General features: G+C 69.2%; 18 protein-coding genes. 10 read left to right on the forward strand and 8 right to left on the reverse strand.

Annotation, left to right across the window (positions count from 1 at the left end):
- Window positions 1-16: 16 nt before the first annotated feature.
- Complete coding sequence (locus ACFQGU_RS15465) at window positions 17-997, forward strand: aldo/keto reductase (protein WP_386768421.1); 981 nt, start codon at window positions 17-19, stop codon at window positions 995-997.
- A 37-nt stretch (window positions 998-1034) separates the two neighbouring features.
- On the opposite strand, the gene ACFQGU_RS15470 is transcribed toward ACFQGU_RS15465, so the two are convergent.
- On the reverse strand, window positions 1035-1967 hold the full coding sequence (locus ACFQGU_RS15470; protein WP_386768423.1) for an SDR family NAD(P)-dependent oxidoreductase: 933 nt from the start codon (window positions 1965-1967) through the stop codon (window positions 1035-1037).
- A gap of 250 nt (window positions 1968-2217) precedes the next feature.
- Between ACFQGU_RS15470 and ACFQGU_RS15475 the strand changes: the two genes are divergently transcribed.
- On the forward strand, window positions 2218-2973 hold the full coding sequence (locus ACFQGU_RS15475; protein ID WP_386768425.1) for a crotonase/enoyl-CoA hydratase family protein: 756 nt from the start codon (window positions 2218-2220) through the stop codon (window positions 2971-2973).
- Window positions 2974-3015: 42 nt separating this feature from the next.
- Here ACFQGU_RS15475 and ACFQGU_RS15480 read toward each other — a convergent pair whose 3' ends face one another.
- A complete protein-coding gene (locus tag ACFQGU_RS15480) occupies window positions 3016-3981 on the reverse strand; it encodes an NADPH:quinone oxidoreductase family protein (RefSeq protein WP_386768428.1) in 966 nt (321 codons plus the stop codon).
- 391 nt (window positions 3982-4372) lie between these two features.
- Between ACFQGU_RS15480 and ACFQGU_RS15485 the strand changes: the two genes are divergently transcribed.
- The 4 genes from ACFQGU_RS15485 to ACFQGU_RS15500 all read left to right on the forward strand — a co-directional run bounded on the left by ACFQGU_RS15485 (window position 4373) and on the right by ACFQGU_RS15500 (window position 9115).
- Window positions 4373-5998: a sugar ABC transporter ATP-binding protein gene (locus tag ACFQGU_RS15485; protein ID WP_386768430.1), complete on the forward strand. Its 1626-nt coding sequence runs from the start codon at window positions 4373-4375 to the stop codon at window positions 5996-5998.
- 74 nt (window positions 5999-6072) lie between these two features.
- Entirely contained in the window at window positions 6073-7101 is a 1029-nt protein-coding gene (locus tag ACFQGU_RS15490) for an ABC transporter permease (RefSeq protein WP_386768432.1), read from the forward strand.
- A 133-nt stretch (window positions 7102-7234) separates the two neighbouring features.
- Window positions 7235-8440, forward strand: a complete 1206-nt coding sequence (locus tag ACFQGU_RS15495) for a sugar ABC transporter substrate-binding protein (RefSeq protein WP_386768434.1) — start codon at window positions 7235-7237, stop codon at window positions 8438-8440.
- Between the two features lie 84 nt (window positions 8441-8524).
- Window positions 8525-9115 carry a nuclear transport factor 2 family protein gene (locus ACFQGU_RS15500; RefSeq protein ID WP_386768436.1) on the forward strand — a complete coding sequence of 197 codons (591 nt, stop codon included), beginning with the start codon at window positions 8525-8527 and terminating at the stop codon, window positions 9113-9115.
- Here ACFQGU_RS15500 and ACFQGU_RS15505 read toward each other — a convergent pair.
- Genes ACFQGU_RS15505 through ACFQGU_RS15530 form a run of 6 tightly spaced genes read right to left on the reverse strand, consistent with a single transcriptional unit; the run spans window position 9112 to window position 14994 of the window.
- Complete coding sequence (locus ACFQGU_RS15505; protein ID WP_386768438.1) at window positions 9112-9693, reverse strand: nuclear transport factor 2 family protein; 582 nt, start codon at window positions 9691-9693, stop codon at window positions 9112-9114. The genes ACFQGU_RS15500 and ACFQGU_RS15505 overlap by 4 nt on opposite strands.
- On the reverse strand, window positions 9690-10238 hold the full coding sequence (locus ACFQGU_RS15510) for a nuclear transport factor 2 family protein (RefSeq protein ID WP_386768440.1): 549 nt from the start codon (window positions 10236-10238) through the stop codon (window positions 9690-9692). The genes ACFQGU_RS15505 and ACFQGU_RS15510 overlap by 4 nt, the downstream gene beginning before the upstream one ends.
- Window positions 10239-10242: 4 nt before the next feature.
- A complete protein-coding gene (locus ACFQGU_RS15515) occupies window positions 10243-11010 on the reverse strand; it encodes an SDR family NAD(P)-dependent oxidoreductase (RefSeq protein WP_386768443.1) in 768 nt (255 codons plus the stop codon).
- A 39-nt stretch (window positions 11011-11049) separates the two neighbouring features.
- Window positions 11050-12285: an acyl-CoA dehydrogenase family protein gene (locus tag ACFQGU_RS15520; protein WP_386768445.1), complete on the reverse strand. Its 1236-nt coding sequence runs from the start codon at window positions 12283-12285 to the stop codon at window positions 11050-11052.
- A gap of 13 nt (window positions 12286-12298) precedes the next feature.
- On the reverse strand, window positions 12299-13444 hold the full coding sequence (locus ACFQGU_RS15525; protein ID WP_386768447.1) for an acyl-CoA dehydrogenase family protein: 1146 nt from the start codon (window positions 13442-13444) through the stop codon (window positions 12299-12301).
- Window positions 13441-14994, reverse strand: coding sequence for a class I adenylate-forming enzyme family protein (locus tag ACFQGU_RS15530; RefSeq protein ID WP_386768449.1), 1554 nt, complete (start codon window positions 14992-14994; stop codon window positions 13441-13443). The genes ACFQGU_RS15525 and ACFQGU_RS15530 overlap by 4 nt, the downstream gene beginning before the upstream one ends.
- A 282-nt stretch (window positions 14995-15276) precedes the next feature.
- Here ACFQGU_RS15530 and ACFQGU_RS15535 point away from each other — a divergent pair, with 282 nt between their 5' ends.
- From ACFQGU_RS15535 to ACFQGU_RS15550, 4 genes are read left to right on the forward strand one after another with little or no spacing between them, the layout of a single operon-like run.
- Window positions 15277-16131: a TIGR03619 family F420-dependent LLM class oxidoreductase gene (locus tag ACFQGU_RS15535; RefSeq protein WP_386768451.1), complete on the forward strand. Its 855-nt coding sequence runs from the start codon at window positions 15277-15279 to the stop codon at window positions 16129-16131.
- Between the two features lie 45 nt (window positions 16132-16176).
- Complete coding sequence (locus ACFQGU_RS15540) at window positions 16177-17496, forward strand: acyl-CoA dehydrogenase family protein (RefSeq protein WP_386768453.1); 1320 nt, start codon at window positions 16177-16179, stop codon at window positions 17494-17496.
- Window positions 17493-18575 carry a phosphotransferase family protein gene (locus ACFQGU_RS15545; RefSeq protein ID WP_386768455.1) on the forward strand — a complete coding sequence of 361 codons (1083 nt, stop codon included), beginning with the start codon at window positions 17493-17495 and terminating at the stop codon, window positions 18573-18575. Before ACFQGU_RS15540 ends, ACFQGU_RS15545 begins: the two co-directional genes overlap by 4 nt.
- A 5-nt stretch (window positions 18576-18580) precedes the next feature.
- Entirely contained in the window at window positions 18581-19390 is an 810-nt protein-coding gene (locus ACFQGU_RS15550) for an enoyl-CoA hydratase/isomerase family protein (protein ID WP_386768457.1), read from the forward strand.
- Window positions 19391-19640 lie beyond the last annotated feature (250 nt).

Raw genomic sequence — 19640 nt, forward strand, 5'->3', positions numbered from 1 at the left:
GGCAACCGGAGGAACAGTGCAGCAGAGGGTGCTCGGCCAGGGGCTCGTGGTCAGCGCCGTGGGTCTGGGATGCATGGGCTTCACGCTTCCGGGGCTGGTGGTCGACGACGCCCGTGCGCGGGCCACGATCAGGCACGCTCTCGATCGCGGCGTCACCTTCCTGGACACGGCCGACATGTACGGCGACCACCTGAACGAGGAGATCGTCGGCAGGGCCATCTCCGGCCGGCGGGACGAGGTGGTGCTCGCGACGAAGTTCGGCTTCGTGCGTGGCCCCGACGGCGCCGTGGTCGGCGTCGACGGCAGCCCCGAGCACGTGCGTGCGTCGTGCGACGCGTCGCTGCGCCGTCTCGGTGTCGACCACATCGACCTGTACTACCAGCACCGCGTCGACAGGGCTGTCGACGTAGAGGAGACCTGGGGCGCCCTCGCGGAGCTCGTGGTTGCGGGAAAGGTGCGCCACCTCGGCATCTCGGAGGCGTCGGCGGAGACCATCCGGCGTGCCCACGCCGTCCACCCCGTGACGGCCGTCGAGACGGAGTGGTCGCTGTGGACCCGCGACCCGGAGGTCAACGGCGTCCTGGACGCTGTTCGCGAGATCGGTGCCGGCTTCGTGCCGTACTCGCCCATGGGACGCGGCATGCTGTCCGCGCGCATCCGATCTGTGGACGACCTGGACCCGGGTGACTACCGACGGGGACTTCCTCGCTTCTCCCGCGAGAACTTCGCGGCGAACCTGGCTCTTGTCGACGAGGTGGCGCTGATCGCGGGACGTCTCGGCGTGACGCCCGGCCAGCTCGCGCTGGCCTGGGTGCTTGCCCAGGCGCCGTGGGTCGTCCCCATCCCGGGGACGACGCGGATCGCGCATCTCGATGAGAATGCCGCTGCTGTCGCCCTGGAGCTCTCCGAGGCCGATCGTGCGGCCCTGGACGCCGTCGCACCGTTCGGCGCTCCTCGTGGCGATCGCTATGCAGACATGAGCACGATCGACGCCTGATTCGCGGCACCGTCGTGAGACGGGTGCCCGTGACCCGTCAGGTGCGGTTGCCGAACCTCGCGATCAGCGCCTGGCCCTGGCCGTCCGCCTCGGTGTGCCGCACGAGCCCCGCGTCGTACACGGAGTCGGCGAGGAACAGCTGCTCGACGTTGTCGCGGATGTCCTCGGGGGACGGGTCGTCGGAGCCGAAGCCGTACGCCTCGCCGATCACCACCTGCGCGGTAGTGCCCGCGATGGCCGTGAACGTCTCTCCGTTGACCTTCGTCTCGGGGTGCGACAGCCAGAGCACGGTGGGCGACACGAGATGGGGGGAGAACTTGGCGAGCAGCTCGTCGGTGAAGAACTTGCTGCTCGCGCTCACGGGGCGCGTGCCGGCGCCGGGTGAGATCTCGTTGATGTAGATGCCGTGGTCGAGGGAGTCCAGGGAGAGCGTCCTCGTGAAGCCGTGGATGCCCGCCTTGGCGACGCCGTACTCCAGGCGTCCCGTGCTGCCGACGAAGCCGACGGCCGAGGTGGTGTTCACGATCTTCCCGTAGCCGCGTGCCTGCATGTGCGGCCACGCGGCACGGGTGCAGTTGATGGTCCCGTACAGGTGCACCATGAGGACGCGCTCGAAGCTCTCCTGCGTGGTGTCCAGGAACGTGTAGCGGTCGGTGAAGATCCCGGCGTTGTTGACCAGGATGTCGATCTGGCCCCAGGTGTCGAGGGCCTGACCGATGATCGACTCGCCCGCCTCGACGGTGCCGACCGGGTCGAAGTTGGCGATCGCCTCGCCGCCGCGCGACACGATGAGGTCCACGACTTCCTGCGCAGGCGCGAGGTCCCCGCCACTGCCGTCGAGCTCGACGCCCGGGTCGTTGACGAGGACGCGGGCCCCGCGCGCGGCGAGGAGCAGCGCGTGCTCGCGACCGAGGCCGCGACCGGCGCCGGTGACGACGGCCACGTGCCCGTCGAGTCGAAGCTCACCCATCGTGCCGACCTCCAAGGACAGCACGCACCCGCCCGCGTACGGGCGGGGCGTGTCACTGGTGTCAGCCGGTCGCGGACCGACCGGGCTGCTCTCGCGGGAGACTGGGGCGGGGTCCGATCGCCGCGGACCCCTTCCCGGCCACCTCTGGTGCGGGCGGGGTTGACGGTAGGACCCGCCTGCTGAGACTGTCAAGCGCTTGGTAGAGAGATTCTCGGACCGCACGCGGTCCCGTCCCCGCGAGAGGTGTCCCGTGACCGACGAGGTGCTCACCGAGCAGCAGGATCGAACCCTGCTCATCACGCTCAACCGTCCCGAGGCCATGAACGCCATCAACGAGGCGTTGGTCGCGGGTCTGCTCGCCGCGGTGCGACGCCTCGACGACGACCCTGGTCTCACCGTGGGCGTCCTGACCGGCGCCGGCACGCGAGCGTTCTCCGCCGGCATGGATCTCAAGGCGTTCAGCCGTGGCGAGAACATGCGCGGCATCTACGAGTTCATCAGGAACGGGTCGCGCAAGCCCCTGCTCGGAGCGATCGAGGGGCTGGCACTCGCCGGAGGCCTCGAGATGGCGCTCACCTGCGACCTCCTCGTCGCGGCGAAGGGGGCCAGGCTGGGGATCCCCGAGGCCAAGGTGGGGCTGTTCGCCTCCGCAGGGGGGGTCATGCGGCTTCCGAGCAGGGTGGGCTACAGCACCGCCATGGAGATGGCGCTGACCGGAGATCCGATCCTCGCCGAGGAGGCCTACGAGCGCGGGCTGGTGGCGCGTGTCTGCGAACCGGGCGATGCCGTCGCTGCCGCGCTCGAGCTCGCCCAGCGGGTGGCGAGGAACGCGCCGTTGAGCGTGGCGACGTCCAAGCAGCTGATCCGTGCCACCCAGGGCACCACCGAGGCGGAGTTCTGGCAGCTCCAGGAACCGTACGAGGCCGCCATCGTGGCGTCGGCCGACGCCCAGGAGGGCCCCCGCGCGTTCGCCGAGAAGCGCCCCCCGCAGTGGACGGGGGCCTGACCCGTTCGGAGTGCGAGCGGAGCCTCAGGGCGGTCGTCGAGCTCAGGGTCGGAGCAGCACCTTGCCCACCGCTCTCCTGTCGTCGATCAGCCTCAGAGCCTGGTCCGCCTGGTCGAGGGTGAAGACCTCGCCGATCACTGGAGCAAGGGCGCCGTTCTCGACGAAGGGCAGGAGCGCGTTCCATCCCTCGCGCACGTGCGTGGGTCGCGTGACCCCATAGGCCCCGAGCCCGACGCCCACGACCGAGATGTTGTTGAGCAGCAACCGGTTGACCTTCACCGAGGGGATGTCGCCACCGGTGAAGCCGACGACCAGAAGCCGGCCGTCGTCGCGCAGGCAGCGGAGGGAGTCGGTGAACCGGTCGTCCCCCACGGTGTCGACGACGAGGTCGACCCCTCCCGGATGCGCCGCGAGCGTGTCGTCCTTGAACGACTCCGCCAGGACGTAGGTGTCGGCGCCGGCGCCCAGGGCGACCGCTCCCTTCTCGTGGGTCGAGGTCACGGCGATCACCGTCCCCGCACCGAAAGCCCGGGCCACCTGGATGGCTGCTGTGCCGACACCACCCGCGGCGCCCTGGACGAGGACCGACTCCCCCGCCCGCATCCGGCCCCGCTGCACCAGGGCGAACCAGGCGGTCAGGTAGTTGAGGGGGAGCGCTGCTCCCTGATCGAACGACGTGCCGTCCGGGAGCGGCAGGACGCGAGTGACAGGCGCGGCGGCGAGCTCCGCGAAGCCGCCCAGCATGGTGAAGGCCGCCACCCGGTCGCCCGGCGCCAGCCCTGAGCCGGCGGGCGCCATGACCACCTCGCCCGCGACCTCCGAACCGGGGACGAACGGAAGGGTGGGGGACAGCTGGTAACGGCCCCGCGTCTGGAGGACCTCGGGGAACGACACGCCGGCTGCCCTGACGGCGATGAGGGCCTCGCCGGCCGCGGGCACGGGATCGGGGACGTCCGCGAGGCGCACAGCACCCGGGCCGTCGTGCGTGGTGATCTGGACGGCGCGCATCGTGTGCTCCTTCTGATCGGATCGTGGCCACTGTAGGCCGAATGTGTCTACCAAGCGCCCGATCAGTCCTGTCCGGGCGGAAGGCAGGCGTGGCGGCTGTCGGCCTACCACCGTGGCGCGTGGATGCGGCCTCAGAGGTGCACGGGCAACCCGGTGTGACGCAAGGAATGCCGACGTACCGCCAGCCCGGGAAGAGCGGACGTTGAGGTGACCGTGGTGGTCTGGGCGCTCGGGGACGAGGGCCGGCGACCTCGTTCGGGAACGCGCTCGTAACAATTCGACCAAGCGCTTGATATACGAACCGGCGCATGCCACTGTCTGCACCACCCAGAAGTCGGTGGACCCGTCTGCCGACCGTCGACACTCCTGACCCGCGTGCGAAAGGAGCCTCGTGACCTCCTCCACGGCTTCGCGGTCGGCCCGGCCGGTCCGGGACGACTCCGCCGTCCCGGTCGTCTCGCTGCGCGGCGTCACGAAGACGTTTGCCGGCACGCGGGCGCTGCGCCGGGTCGACCTGGACTTCTTCCCCGGGGAGATCCACGCCGTGTGCGGCGAGAACGGCTCCGGCAAGTCGACGATGATCAAGATCCTGTCGGGGGTCTACCAGGGCGACCCCGGTGGGACGGTGTCGCTGAACGGTGAGGAGTACGACGCCGACCGCGTCACGCCGACCGTGGCCAACCGCCAGGGCGTCCGTGTGGTGCACCAGGACCTCGCGGTCTTCCCGGAGCTGACGGTTGAGGAGAACCTCGCGATCGACGGCGGGTTCCACACCAGCAAGCTCGGCCGGATCCGCTGGCGCAAGCAGCACAAGTCGGCCGAGCAGCTGATCCGCGACTTCAAGATTCCCGCCCGGCCCAAGAGCACGCTCGCCGAACTGTCCCTGGCTGCACGCACCGAGGTGGCGATCGCACGGTCGTTGCGCGACATGGACGACCGCGGCAAGGGCCTCCTGATCCTCGACGAGCCCACCGCGGCGCTGCCGGTCAAGGAGGTCGACGCGCTCCTGGCGTCGTTGCGCGACCTCGCCGACAGCGGCCAATCGATCCTCTACGTCAGCCACCGGCTGGACGAGGTTCTGGCGCTCGCCGACTACGTGTCGGTCCTCCGCGACGGCGAGCTGGTCGGTACGTTCCCCACCTCCGAGCTCGACGAGGCCCAGCTCGTGGACCTCATGCTCGGACGAGCGGTCCACAAGGCGCTCGAGCATGTGCCGGTCGTTCCCGACGGAGACGCCGTCTTCAAGGTCGAGAACCTGTCGGTCGGGCCGCTCAAGAGTGTCTCGCTCGAGGTCCACGCCGGCGAGATGCTGGGGATCGCCGGTGTCATGGGTTCAGGTCGCAGCACGCTCCTCAAGTCGATCTTTGGCGTCGCGCAGCCGCGCGCAGGACGCTTCGTCCTCGACGGGCAGACGATGGCGGCCGACAGTCCGAAGTCTGCGATGGGCGCAGGGATCGCGATGGTGCCCGAGCATCGCTTGCGCGACGCAGCATTCGGCAACGAGCCGGTGGACATGAACATCTCCATCAGCGTCATCGGGAAGTACTGGCGCAAGCTGGTCCTGGCGGACAAGGCCCTGCGTCAGGACGCAGACCAGCTGATCTCGGAGTACCGCGTCAAGGTGCCGACCGGTCGATCCCTGATGAGCTCGCTGTCCGGCGGCAACCAGCAGAAGGTCGTCGTCGCGCGCTGGCTCCGTCGCAAGCCTCGGCTGATCCTGCTCGACGAGCCGACCCAGGGCGTGGACGTCGGTGCGCGAGCCGAGATCTACAACATCCTGAGGCGGGCCACCCAGGACGGTGCCGCAGCAGTCCTGGTGGCCTCCGACTTCCAGGAGCTCGCTCAGGTGGTCGACCGGGCGATCGTGCTCCGCAACGGCCGAGTCGTCGCCGAGCTCCGGGGCGACGAGATCACCGCCCATCGCCTGGCGCGCCTCAGCCACGCGGATGAAGCCCCCGCGGCGGCCATGCCCACCCCTGACAGTGACTCATCCGTCGCATCTGCCGAGAAGGGATGACCGGCACCGTGTCGGACACCACGCACACGACCTTGACCCCTCGGCCCCGCCGCACAGTCGGCGAGGTCATCGAGGTGGCTGGTCTGCCCATCTTCCTCGTCCTCCTGGTCACGTTCTTCATGATCAACCCGGAGACCAAGGACCTGTTCGCGGCGAAGCCGAACCTGATCAACATCCTGGGCAACCAGTCCGTGACAGGTCTGATCGCCCTGGCCATGGTGATCCCGCTGGTGTCCGGGTATTTCGACCTGTCGGTGGCTGCCATCGCGGGGCTCGCGAACGTTGCCATCGCGTCGGCCATGGTCGACTACAAGCTGGCCCCTGCGCTCGCGATCCTTGTCGGGCTCCTGATCGGTCTGCTCGCCGGAGGAGTCAACGCGTTCCTCGTCGCGAAGCTCCGGCTGAACGGCTTCATCGCGACCCTGGGCACCTTCACCCTGCTGACCGGGCTGCTGCAGTGGTACACCAACGGCACCAGCATCTTCGGGGTGCCGAAGGACTTCGCCAACTGGGGCTCGCTCGCCTGGTTCGGAATCCCTCGACCGTTCTACCTGCTCATCGTCGTCGCGCTGATCGTCTGGTACGCGCTCATGCACACGCCGAACGGCCGCCAGCTGGAGGCCATCGGATCCAACGAGAGCGCCGCTCGTCTGGTGGGCATCTCGGTGGATCGGCTCGTGGCGCTCAGCTTCCTGGGCTCCGCACTGGTGGCCTCGGTGGCAGGAGCCCTCCTCACCTCGCGACAGGGCGGTGCTGACCCCACCGTCGCCTCCAACTACCTCTTCCCCGCACTCGCTGCCGTGTTCCTGGGTGCCACGACGATCCGCCCGGGTCGCTACAACGTGTGGGGGACCATCATCGGCATCTTCACGCTTGCCGTGGCCATCAACGGTTTCACGTTCCTCGGCGCCGAGGCCTGGGTCACCAACGTGTTCAACGGTGCGGCCCTGGTCTTCTCCGTGGCCATCTCGACGCTGATGGGCCGCCAGCGGGAGCGCAAGGCAAAGCGCCTCCTGCAGCAGTCGGACGACGACCCGCCGCCGAGTCCCGCAACCGCGGGGTCAGGCGGACAACCCGCGGAAGCGACGTCCTCCGTGACGTAGCCCGCCCCCAGACGGCACGACGCCGCGTGCCTGCTCTACGGGACCTGCGCATCCGCGCCCGGCTCGATCGGGTGCGCTCGCCCTGAGGAAGTCCCATCCGTCCGGAGCAAGTCCTGTTTCCCTAGGAGCAACGTTGACCGTCCACAGGAGTTCCAAGCGCCTGCTGGGGATGGGTGCAGCGATCGTGCTGCTCTCCTCCGTTCTCGCAGCATGCGGCAGCTCGTCGGATGCCCCCCCGAGCAGCAGCGCGGCATCGACCTCGGCCACGTCCGGCACCTCCGAGTCGGCGACCCCCTCGTCCGACACGGCCTGGGCCGACGCGATCGCGACCCAGTTCGTGGGCAACCCGCCGTCGACGGGCCCGGCGCCCGTCAAGGGCAAGAACGTCTGGTGGATGGGGTGCGGCAACGCCGTCCCTGACTGCAAGACCCTCTCCGACGCCGGTGGCGAGGCAGCGAAGCTGCTGGGCTGGGACTTCCACGTCGCTGACGGCAAGGTGAACCAGGGTGGTGGCTACGCCGCCGCGATCCGCACCGCGCTGGCTGCCAAGCCCGACGCGCTTGTCATCCAGGGCATGGACTGCTCGGTGGTCCAGCAGGCGCTGCAGGAGGCCAAGGACCAGAACGTGCCGGTCTTCGGTCTCCAGTCGCTCGACTGCAACGAGATCGACCCGTCGCAGCCGTCGCTCATCCCCTGGAAGATGGTCTACAGCGAGGCCGCGCCGACCGTGCAGGACTACTACATGGCGGCCGGCAAGAACGCTGCGGCGTACCTCATCGGCTCGTCCGGCGGCACCGCGCAGGTCATCGCGAACCTGGGCAAGGGCGGCTTCTACGAGTACATGAACAAGGGCTTCCGCGACGAGATGGCCACCTGCTCGGGCTGCAAGATCCTGCAGGAGGTCCGCTGGGCCGACGCCGACACCGTGCCGAACGGCCCGTGGATCCAGGCGTTCACCGTCGCCCTGGCCAAGAACCCGACAGCGACCGGCGTCTTCATCCCGTTCGACTCGCTCATCACCGGCAGCGGCGGCAACCAGGCCATCAAGGACAGCGGCCTGGACATCACCCTCGCCGGCGGCTCGGGCAACCAGCCCGAGCTCCTGCAGGCCGTGCGTGACGGCGCCAAGCTGGGCCTCACGAACGCTCAGAGCTTCCCGTGGCTCTCGTTCGGCGTCATGGACAACGTGAACCGGTACTTCGCCGGCGAGCAGCCCGTGGCCCAGGGCGTCGGCCCGACGCTCATCGACGCGAACCACAACCTGCCCGCCGAGGGCGAGCTCTTCAACGGCACGACCGACTGGAAGACCGCATACAAGACCCTCTGGGGCGCCAGCTGATCGTGCACGGCTAGTTCGCAACCAACGCTGGTGGGGTCCGTCGGAGACGACGGGCCCCATCAGCGCTTTCCCGGAGGAGCCAGCATGGACGACCGGCAGGCGATAGCAGAGCTTCTGGCCAAGCAGCAGATCGTCGATGCCATGGCGCGCTACGCGCGGGGCATCGATCGTCGCGACGAGGCGCTCGTGCGCTCGGCGTACCACGAGGATTCGATCGACAACCATGGGTACGGCAACGACTCCAGCGGGTGGGGTCTGGCCGCCAAGGTCCGCACCGACGGCACCGGTTTCCCCGTGGAGTGGTACAGCACGACGCACATGCTCGGTCAGCACCACATCGAGGTCGACGGCGACCGAGCCGTGAGCGAGGTCTATTTCGAGTCGGTGTCCCGCCTGCGCGACCCGGAGGGCCGCGAGTGGCGGATCACGTGCTCGGGCCGCTATCTGGATCGGTGGACGCGACGTGACGGCCAGTTCCGCATCTCCGAGCGCACCGTGGTCTACGACGGCGAGGTCCACACAGAGCCGGTGCTCGCCAACTGGCCCGGCCCGGATCCCGCGGTACCCAAGGGTGTCTGGGGCGGGGAGTCGATCCCGGTCGACGCCGTGAAGGCGACGGCGATGGGAACGGCGGGGGAGGATGATCCCAGCTATCGGTTGTTCCGGCGCGGCTAGAGCCGGTGGCGGCCGAGGAAGGCCTGGTAGCTCGCCAGCGACTCCGGGAGGTCGGCGGGCTGAGGCTCGCTCCCTGGCCAGCGGCGCCGGGGAAGACGCGGGTCCATCGTCGGCAGGTCGGCCAGCGGCATGACGTAGTAGAAGCGTGCTTCTCGCGAGCCGAGGAGCCATGCCCCCGAGGCACGCGTGTAGGTGTCCAGGTAGCGGTGCGCGGCAAGCACGATCCCGCGGTCCACCATGTGCTCCGCATGGGCGAGCACGGTGCCGCGTGCCGTGTCGGGAGTGTCGAACTCGATGATGGCCCCGTGGATCACGTGGTACGTGGGCCCGAAGTCCGCGAGCCGCGAGGCGAACTGCCGAGCCATCGCCTCGTGGCCCTCGGTGCGGCGGCCGCTCGACAGGAAGTACCCGTCCTCCGCGTAGCAGCCCACCAGCGCGTCGATGTCACGGTCGTCGCAGGCCATGCAGTAGCGGAGCAGGAGATCGTCGATGGCCTGGCGGCTCTCGACCCGGTCGAGGCGCTCCAGCAGCGTCGGACGCTCGCGCGCCCCGGACCCTGGATCGCCGCGTCCGGTCATCGCAAGGCCTCGAGGCGCAGGACGTAGCTCGGGTCGGAGGCGTCGCGCGTCCCGACCACGAAGTCGTCGGGAAAGGGCATCCGCCGGCTGGGGCGATCACCGGGGACCAGAGCAGACTGGCCCGCCCAGTCGTAGATCACGGTCCGGTGCGCGATTCGCCATTCGCCTGAACGACATTCGAAGCGATCCTCGTATCGGCAGCCGATGAGCAGGACGGCCTGGCTTCCGCCCGTGTCCGCGTGGCCAACATGGAAGCCGACTGCCGTGGTCTCCGCCCAGGCGACGTCGCCGCGCAGCTCTACCAGGGGTGGGGAGGTGGTGTGACTGGTCGCAACCCACATCGCCGGGTCGGACGTCGACACGAGCTCGGCGAAGTCGCGGGCAGATCCCCGGAACATGTTGTGGTCGTCGGTTGCATCAGGGTGGTAGCACGCCAGCATGAGCTCGCGGTCGCGTCGGTCGGTACCGCGGGCAAGTCGCAGGATGACCTGCGCGATCTCCACGCGGGCCGCGAGCTCCTCGAGCCTTGCCTCGTGGTCCGTCATGACATCAGCCCAGCTCGCGGGGCGGCACGACCGACATCAGGCCGCCGTCAGCGACGAACTCGGAGCCGGTGCAGTAGGACGCCTCGTCCGAGAGGAGGAAGGCCACCACCTCGGCGAGCTCACGAGGGTGGCCGGTGCGTCCGAGCGCGACGTTCGCCGGCTGCTGTCCGGCTGCTGCCTGGTTGTCCCAGTCGGGACGACTGAGCGGGGTGTCGACGTAGCCCGGGAACACGCTGTTGATCCGGACGCCCATGACGCCGAGCTCATGCACCAGGGTCTTGGTCAGTCCACGGATCGCGTACTTGCTCGTGGAGTAGGCGACGTTGCTGCGAAGGCCGGCGAGACCGGCGCAGGACGAGATGTTCACGATGGACCCGGATCCTGATTCGCGCAGGTGCGGCAACGCGGCCTTGATGCCGAGGAACGGGCCGACCGTGTTGACTGCCAGGATCCTGGTCATCTCGGCGCCGTCCGTGTCCAGCAGGCCGTGCCCCGTGGCGATGCCGGCGTTGTTGACCAGCCCGTCGATGCGGCCGTAGCGCTTCACCGCTTCGGCGACGTAGCTGTCCCACGATGCTGCATCTGCGACGTCCAGGTGCACCGCGAGCGCCGCAGCCCCGAGCTCCGCGGCCCGTGCGTCAGCCGCGTCCAGGACGATGTCGCCGAGGACGACGCTCCCACCCTCGCGCACGATCGCTGCGGCGGTGGCGGCACCGATGCCGTTGCCGCCACCCGTGATGAGCACGACGCGCCCCTGATGGCGTGCGGTCATGGCAGCCTCCCGTGCTTCGAGTGGTGGATCGGGTCGCGGTTACGCGGTCGGGATGTCCTTGAAGGGGATTCCTCGGTCGGCGCGTGGACCGGAGGGCAGGCCGAGGATGCGCTCGGCGATGATGCCGCGCTGGATCTCGTTGGAACCGCCGGCGATGCGGTAGCCCAGCGCGCCGAGAACGTGCTCGTGCCAGAGATAGGTCTCGGGTTCGCCGGTGTCGGCGACCAGGCGCGGTCCCAGGATCTGGGCGACCGTCTCACTGATCTGCACCATGCCCTCGACCCACTGGAGCTTGCGCATCGAGCCCTCGGGGCCACGCGGCGTGCCCCGTAGCCGCGCGCTGAGGTCGCGGGCGACATCCACCTTGGCAAGGACGTGACGTGTGTACGCGTCGGCGAGCATGGGACGCACGCTCGGGTCGCCCGTGCGGCCCATGGCCTCGGCGAGTGCGAGCACCTGGATCCAGGACCCGCCCAGCGTGGTGTCGTCCCCGGACGCGTCACGCTCGAAGCCGAGCATGGTCGTGGCGACCTTCCAGCCGCCCCCCACCTCGCCCACGCGGTACTCGTCCGACAGTCGCACGTCGTCGAGGAACACCTCGTTGAAGCAGGAGCCACCGGTCATCTGACGGAGCGGCCGGACGTCCACGCCCGGAGTCTCGAGCGGGAGCAGGAACGCCGTGATTCCGGCGTGCTTGACGACGTCGACGTCCGAACGGGCGAGCAGCAGGCCGTAGCCGGCGAACTGCGCTCCGCTGGACCACACCTTCTGCCCCGAGATGGACCAGCCGCCGTCGTCGAGCCGGGTGGCACGAGTCGTCAGACCGGCGAGGTCGCTCCCCGCAGCCGGCTCGGAGAACAGCTGCGCGCAGACGAGCTCGGACCGGGCGAGCGGTCCGACGAACGTCGCTCTCTGCTCGTCGGTCCCGAGCAGCCGCAGCATCGGAGCAACGAGACGCGTCGTGATCGGCAGCAGGTCGTGGTGGGGTACGTCGTACTCCGCCTCGACAGCCGAGACGGCGTCGGCGTGGGCCCGCGTCAGTCCGTGACCACCGAACTCCTCGGACCAGTCGAGCCCGGCGAGGCGGTTGTCCCACTTCGCCTGCAGCCAGGCCCGGGCCTCGTCCAACAGCCGCACCTCGTCGTCGTGCGAGGTGTCGGTGAAGATCGCGACGCTCCACGGCTTGCCCGACCGCGACTCGGTGTCGAGCCGCTTCGGGACTCGGTCGTCGAACCACGCGCGCGCGCGGTGGGCGGTCTCCTCGACAGTCTCCACGTCGGCTCCTGGCTCAGAGGGCGAGCGACTGCAGCAGCCGCTCGCGGTGGAAGGCGGGGGAGCCGAGCGCGACTCGGGACGCGAGGGCGCGGCGGTAGTAGCGGTGCGCCTGGTGCTCCCACGTGAACCCGATGCCGCCGTGGATCTGGATCGTCTCCAGCGCCGCCAGGTAGAACGTCTCGGAGCACACGACACCGGAGATCGAGGCGGCTTCGGCGCGCTGTCGCGGATCCGCCGGCGCGGCAGAGACGGCGTACTCGACCGCGGAGGCGGCGGTGTCGATGGAGATCGCCAGATCGGCCAGCCTGTGCTGCAGCGCCTGGAACGACCCGATGGGCTGGCCGAACTGGAAGCGGGTCGAGGCGTAGGCGACGGTGAGGTCGAGGAGGTGACGACTCGCCCCCAGCTGCTCGCACGCCGCGGCCGCCACCGCCGCATCGAGCACCGGAGCGAGGAGGTCGTCGCAGCGGCCGACAGCACCGACCAGTCGCGCCGGTGTGGACTCCAACCTCAGCAGTGCCTGCGGCCTGGTGGTGTCCACGACGGACATGGCAGAGCGGGAGAGGCCGCGGGCGTCCGACGCCACCAGGAACCAGCCGTGCTCGTCGTCGGAGGTTCGGGCCAGCAGAAGGATCGCGTCGGCCACTGTGCCGTAGGGGACGAAGGGCTGGTCGCCGGTCAGGACCCAGGCGCCGTCGACGCCGAGCTCGGCGGCGACGGCCGACCGGCTCACCGGCGCGAGAACGGAGTCGTCGCCCAGCGCGACAGCGACGACCGTGCTGCCGTCGACGATCCCGGGCAGGATGTCGCCGGCAGCGCCTTCGTCCCCGGCGGCGAGGACCAGCGTCACCGCCACGACGCAGCTCGGGGCGAACGGCACGCACGCCAGACTGCTGCCGAGCGCCTCCAGCACGACACGCGCCTCCGCCCACCCGAGGCCGAGCCCGCCGTGCGCCTCGGGAACCAGCACGCCGGTGACGCCGAGGTCCTGTGCCAGCGTGCGCCACAGCGGGGCGTCGAGGCCGTCGAGGCCGTCGGCCACCGCGGCCACGCGCTCGATGGGGGACTCGGCAGCCAGCACCGATCGCACGGCTTCGGCCATCGAGCGCAGCTCGTCCGTCGGCTCCGTCAGCAGCAGCGCGCCGGCTGTGGTGCTCATGTGGTGCTCCACAGCTCGCGCAGAGCGTCCTTCTTCACCTTCTGGGAGGCGTTCCGGGGGAGCTCGTCGAGGAAGCGGACCGAGGTCGGCTTCTTGAAGCTCGCCATGTGCTCCTTGGCGAAGGCCACGACGTCCTCCTCCGTGATGGCAGATCCCGGGCGCCGGACGACCGCGGCCGCCACGGTCTCACCCCACTTGTCGTGCGGGACGCCGAACACCGCGATCTCCGCGATGCCGTCCAGCTCCCGGAGTACCCGCTCGACCTCCGCCGGGTACACGTTGGCGCCGCCGCTGACGATCATGTCGCGCTTGCGGTCCACGATGTAGGCGTATCCCTGGTGGTCGACCCACCCGACGTCACCCGTCAGATAGCGGCCGTCCTTGAATGCCGCTGCCGTCTGCTCGGGGTTGTTCCAGTAGCCGGCGAAGATGGTGTCCTGCTCGACGGCGAACTCCCCGACGTGCTCGCGTCCGCGTGGGAGGACGTTGCCGTCGTCATCGAGGACGAACAGCCGTGTGGTAGGTGCCGGGCGCCCCACCGTCGCCCAACGGTCCTCTGCCGTCCCGAGGCCGATCGCATCGTTGCGCGTCAGGCAGGTGAGCGCGCCGACGATCTCCGTCGCCCCCCAGCCGTGGAAGTACTTGTCGCCGACGAGGTCGACGATCTTCCGGATCTCGGCGGGAGTGGCTGCCGATGCGCTGTGGTTCAGCGTCTCGAGGTGTGCGATGACGTCGGGGTAGTCCCGCGCCTTCTCGACGAACCGGTCGATCAGAGGGCTCGGGCAGTACGTGAACGTCGTGCGGTCCTGCCGCATGGTCTCGAACCACGAGTCGACCGTGTAGTCGCGGATGAGGTTGACCATCCCGCCGACGTACAGGTGCGGGAGGATGATGGTCCACCAGGGGGCGGCGTACCCGAGCCCGCCGATGTAGGCGAGCCTGCTGTAGTGCGGGACGCGCAGAACCCCGACGCTCGAGCGGACGCAGAGGACCAGCGTCGACTGCGTGACCATGGCGCCCTTGGGGAATCCGGTGGTTCCGCTCGTGTACCCGATGATCGCAAGGTCATCGGGCAGCGACTCGTGGAGGGCGAGAGCCGGTTCGGCGGCCTCGAGGGCCGCGGCGTAGTCGAGCCTGTTGCCCGACGGCGACTCGGACGGTGCTAGGTGCAGGACGACGTCGATGGTCGCAGCTGTGGGTGCTCCGGCGACGGAGGCTCGGACTCCATCGGTGTGCACCAGCCCGCGCGCCCCGGAATCACGCAGGACGTGGTCGAGCTCGGAGGCCTTGAACCCAGCGTTGACGGGCACGATGACCAGACCGGCGATCGTGATCCCCATGAGGACTTCGACCGCTTCGGCGCAGTTCTCCAGCATCAAGAGCACGCGGTCGCCCGGCTGGAGGCCGCGCGACCGCAGCACGTTGGCGACGCGCGCGGCGTTGAGCAGGACGTCGGCGTACGTGCGATCGCCGTTCACGGACCGGACCGCGGTCAGCTCGCTGTGACGCTCGCAGCTTCGCACGAGCATCCCGCCGAGGGTGTCCTGCACGTCTGGTCTCCCTCCACCGCCGAGCGGTGCACTGGTGGTCTGGCCGGCCCGCTGTGGGCGAGCTTGAGCGCGCGCTCCGGACCGCGGGCGCCGGCTGCGACCGAGGCCGCGAGGCCCCTGACGCACGGGCGTCTGCCCTCGTCGTGAACCGCCACCACCCTGGCACACGCAACGGGAATTAATCAAGCGCCCGGTTGACAATGCGCTTCGGCGGCCACTAGCGTCCGAGCGTCCGGTCACGACCTGACGTCGCAGTGCGTACACGTAGGCGGGAGGTGCTCGGTGGACATCGGCGTGATGACGCTGCTCACCGACGAGAGCTCGTCGCCGTACGAGGTCGCCCGAGCTCTCGAGGTCCGCGGCTTCGAGTCCCTGTTCATCGGCGAGCACACGCACATGCCGCACGTCCCGGCCACGGAGTACCCGGGCGAGCGCGGGGAGCTGCCCCCGGGGGTCAATCGCACGTACGACCCGTGGACCGCACTCATGGCAGCAGCGACGGCCACCAGCCGCCTGAGGCTCGGCACCAGCATCTGCGAGCTGGCCGTCTACGACCCGATCCTGCTGGCGAAGGTGATCGCGTCGGTCGACCGGCTGTCGGGCGGCCGACTGGTCCTGGGCCTCGGCTACGGCTGGAACGTGCCGGAGATCGAGAACCACGGGGTCGCGTTCGCCGATCGTCGCGATGTTCTCCACGAGAACCTCGAGGCCATGACGGCGATCTGGACCCAGGACGTCGCGAGCTACTCCGGTCAGCACGTCTCGTTCGACCAGATCCTGTGCTGGCCCAAGCCGCTCCAGTCACCACGGCCGCCTGCCCTGCTGGGAGCCACCGGGCCGAAGGGGCTGGCAGCCGCCGTCGCCTACTTCGACGGCTGGATGCCGACGGGTTACGACAACTTCGTCCGTGGGCTCCCGCTGCTCCGGCAGGCCTGCGAGGCGGCGGGCCGCGACATCAGCACGGTGCGCATCACCGTCACGGATCGGCATCCCGATTCAGAGCGGATGGCCTTCTACGCCGAGAACGGCGCCGAGCGCCTCATCGTGTCCAAGGTCATGACCCAGTTCACCCCGGCCACTCTGGATCGCGAGCTCGACACGCTCGCGGCCGTGGTGGGCGAGCACCTTCATCCGTAAGTCCGATCCGACCCGCCCCGGCGGGTCATGACATGGGAGTCACGCGTGGCGTGGGATTTCGAGACCGAGCCTGAGTTCCAGGAGAAGCTCGACTGGATGAACGAGTTCGTCCGCAACGAGGTCGAGCCGCTGGACCTGGTCATCCGCAACGTCTGGAACGTGGCCGACCCGATCCGCAACGAGCTCATCAAGCCGCTTCAGGACGTCGTTCGGGCGAAGGGGCTGTGGGCGTGCAATCTCGGCCCCGAGCTGGGAGGTGCAGGCTACGGCCAGCTCAAGCTCGCGCTGATGAATGAGATTCTCGGCCGCACCGTCGCCGGGCCCGTGGTCTTCGGCAGCCAGGCGCCGGACTCCGGCAACGCGGAGATCCTCGCGCACTACGGAACCCCGGAGCTGAAGGAGCGCTACCTCGAGCCGCTCCTGCGCAACGAGATCGTCTCCGCCTACTCGATGACCGAGCCCACGGGCGGTTCGGACCCGACGAACTTCAAGACCAAGGCGGTCCTCGACGGAGACGAGTGGGTGATCACGGGCGAGAAGTGGTTCAGCTCGCACGCCAACCTGGCTGACTTCATCATCGTGCTCGCCGTCACCGACCCCGACGCCGAGCCGCACAAGAACTCGTCGATGTTCGTCCTTGCGCGTGACACCCCCGGCGTCGAGATCATCCGCGGCATTGCGCCGTGGGGCCACCCCGACTCGGACGCCACGCACTGCTATGTCCGCTACAACGATGTGCGGATCCCGGCCAGCAACATCCTGGGCCCGCGCGGCGCCGGGTTCGCCGTCGCGCAGACGCGTCTGGGCGGTGGTCGCGTCCATCACGCCATGCGTGCGGTCGGCGTGGCCCAGAAGGCCTACGACATGATGGTCGAGCGCTCGGTGAGCCGGTCGACGAAGAACGGCTCGCTCTCCAGCCGGCAGCTCATCCAGGAGATGATCGCGGACTCGTGGATCGAGATCGAGCAGTACCGCCTTCTCGTCATGCGCACCGCCTGGCGCATCGACAAGTACAAGGACTACCTCAAGGTCCGCAAGGACATCGCGGCGGTCAAGGCGGTCATGCCGATCATGCTGCGCAGCGTGGTCTCGCGGTCGATCCAGGTCCATGGCTCGATCGGCATCTCGACCGAGATGAGCCTCGGCAAGTGGCTCATCGAGAGCTACGGGCTCGGCCTAGCCGACGGTGCCACGGAGATCCACAAGCTCAACCTCGCGCGCGAGCTGCTCAAGGGCGCCGTACCCGCGCCGGACGTCTTCCCGAGTCAGCACCTGCTCCGTCTGCGAGCCGCCGCCGTCGAGAAGTACGGCGACGTGCTCGGCCCGGACGTCGACCTTCCCTCGCCCGGAGGTTCCTTCGGATGACGACGTCTGAAGTTCCGGGATTCACCGAGGTCGCGCCCGTCCGTCCGGGTGAGGACCTCGACTGGGTCGCGCTCGAGCGCTACCTCCGGGACACCATCCCGGGGCTCGTGGGCGAGTTCTCGGTGCTTCAGTTCCCCAACGGATCGGCCAACCTCACCTATCGGGTCGCCTTCGGCGACCGACAGCTGGTCGTCCGTCGTCCGCCGCTGGGCCAGCTGGCCATCGGTTCGCACGACATGAAGCGTGAGCACCGAGCCCTGTCGGGGCTGTGGGTGGCCTACGACCGTGCACCGAAGCCGTTGGCGTACACCGACGATGTGAGCATTGTCGGCGCCGAGTTCCTCGTCATCGAGTACCGCTCGGGCGTCGTCATCTGGGGAAGCGACACGGTGCCGCCGGTGATCAGGGCCATGCCGGACCACGGCCATCGCATCGGCATGTCGCTCATCGACGCGCTGATCGACCTGCACCTGGTCGACATCCACCACACGGGGCTGATCAACCTCGGCAAGCCCGAGGGGTTCCTCGAGCGACAGCTCCGTGGGTGGCGCCGGCGTTGGGACGCCGTCTCGGACGTCGGCCCCGACCACCCGCTGATGGAGGGGCTCGCCGACCGGCTGTTCGAACGCGTCCCCGTCTCGCCGCCGCCGACCGTCCTGCACAACGACTTCAAGCTCGACAACTGCCAGTTCTCCTCGGAGAGCCCCGATCGCGTGATCTCCGTGTTCGACTGGGACATGGCCACGGTGGGCGATCCGCTCGTAGATCTGGGGACGCTCCTGAACTACCTCCCTGACCCCGACGGCCAGGAGCTCGAGCGCGTCGCGATCCCCGGGCTGGAATCCCTCGGCCTTCCCTCGCGGCAGACGATCGTGGAGCGCTACGCGGCCCGCACCGGCACGGACGTCGGGTCGATCCACTGGTACGAGGCCTACGGCATCTGGAAGACGGCCGTGATCATGCAGCAGCTCTACGCTCGGTACGCCCGGGGTGAGACGTCCGACGAGCGGATGGGCACACGGGCGGACCGCATGGACGGCGTGGCCGCCCGGGCGCTCGATCTGCTCGGCGGAGGGTGACGCGCATGGCTGAGTTCGACCCGGCGATCCGTGAGGCGGACGAGACGAGACTCGACGAGCCGTCCGACTTCGCGTTCCTCACCTGGACCGTCCAGGACCGGATCGCCACGGTCGTGATGAGCCGGCCACCGGTCAACGCGGTCAACCAGCGCATGTACCGGGAGCTGCACCGGCTCTTCACGCAGGTGGACCGCTTCCTGGTCGGCTCCTCGGTCGTCGTCCTCCTCGCGGACGGAAAGCACTTCTGCGGAGGCAACGATCTGGGCGAGTTCGCCACCATGACCTCCGACAATGCCCGGGAGCGCATGTACCACGCGCGCGAGGCCTTCTACGCGATCATGGACTGCCCTCTCCCGACGGTGGCCGCGGTCCAGGGGGTGGCAACCGGCACCGGGATCGGCATCGCCTCGTCGTGCGACGTCGTGATCGCGGCAGACGACGCCCGCTTGGGGCTCACCGAGGTCAAGGTCGGGGTGATGGGTGGCCCGCGCCACCTGGCGAGGATGCTGCCTCAGCACATCGTTCGCTACATGTTCCTCACGGGCGAGCTCATGGCCGCACCCGAGATGGCTCGGCTCGGCGGCATCCTCGAGGCGGTGCCGGCGGACAAGCTGAGGGAGCGGGCGCACGAGATCGCTGCCCTGATGGCCCGCCATGATCCGCTCGTGCTGCGCACCGCCAAGTTGGCCATGAACGAGGTCGAGGAGATGGACCTCCGCGTCGGGTACGAGCGTGAGCAGAGCCGTACCCTGGAGCTCGCGGATCGACCCGAGCGCAAAGAGGCCCTGCAGCGGTTCTTCGACAAGGGCGCCTGACGGGATATGCTGCCGGGCGCCCGGTCGAGACGCGTCGTGCACGTCGTGAGCCGCGTCCGGGCGACCAGCAGGGGCCGTACGTCGTGGCCCCGGATCCAGGCGGAGGACCCATGGCCGTGAGCGCGAAGCCCAGCAAGGCCCGCAAGCCCGCCGAGTCGGACGCGGCCGAGTCCGTGAAGTCCATGCGTACGCGCAAGGCGATCGCGCGGGCGTGCCGTGAGGGGTCGCGGCTGTTCGCGGAGAAGGGTTA

Source organism: Longivirga aurantiaca, assembly GCF_042660085.1.
In the GTDB taxonomy this organism is placed as follows: domain Bacteria; phylum Actinomycetota; class Actinomycetes; order S36-B12; family CAIYMF01; genus Longivirga; species Longivirga aurantiaca.

Excerpts from the sequence above, each read along its gene's own strand:
- ACFQGU_RS15525 (WP_386768447.1), bottom strand. The coding sequence starts at position 13,444 with ATGAGCACCACAGCCGGCGCGCTGCTGCTGACGGAGCCGACGGACGAG.
- ACFQGU_RS15500 (WP_386768436.1), top strand. The coding sequence starts at position 8,525 with ATGGACGACCGGCAGGCGATAGCAGAGCTTCTGGCCAAGCAGCAGATC.
- ACFQGU_RS15545 (WP_386768455.1), top strand. The coding sequence starts at position 17,493 with ATGACGACGTCTGAAGTTCCGGGATTCACCGAGGTCGCGCCCGTCCGT.
- ACFQGU_RS15510 (WP_386768440.1), bottom strand. The coding sequence starts at position 10,238 with ATGACGGACCACGAGGCAAGGCTCGAGGAGCTCGCGGCCCGCGTGGAG.
- ACFQGU_RS15480 (WP_386768428.1), bottom strand. The coding sequence starts at position 3,981 with ATGCGCGCCGTCCAGATCACCACGCACGACGGCCCGGGTGCTGTGCGC.
- ACFQGU_RS15470 (WP_386768423.1), bottom strand. The coding sequence starts at position 1,967 with ATGGGTGAGCTTCGACTCGACGGGCACGTGGCCGTCGTCACCGGCGCC.
- ACFQGU_RS15505 (WP_386768438.1), bottom strand. The coding sequence starts at position 9,693 with ATGACCGGACGCGGCGATCCAGGGTCCGGGGCGCGCGAGCGTCCGACG.
- ACFQGU_RS15550 (WP_386768457.1), top strand. The coding sequence starts at position 18,581 with ATGGCTGAGTTCGACCCGGCGATCCGTGAGGCGGACGAGACGAGACTC.
- ACFQGU_RS15515 (WP_386768443.1), bottom strand. The coding sequence starts at position 11,010 with ATGACCGCACGCCATCAGGGGCGCGTCGTGCTCATCACGGGTGGCGGC.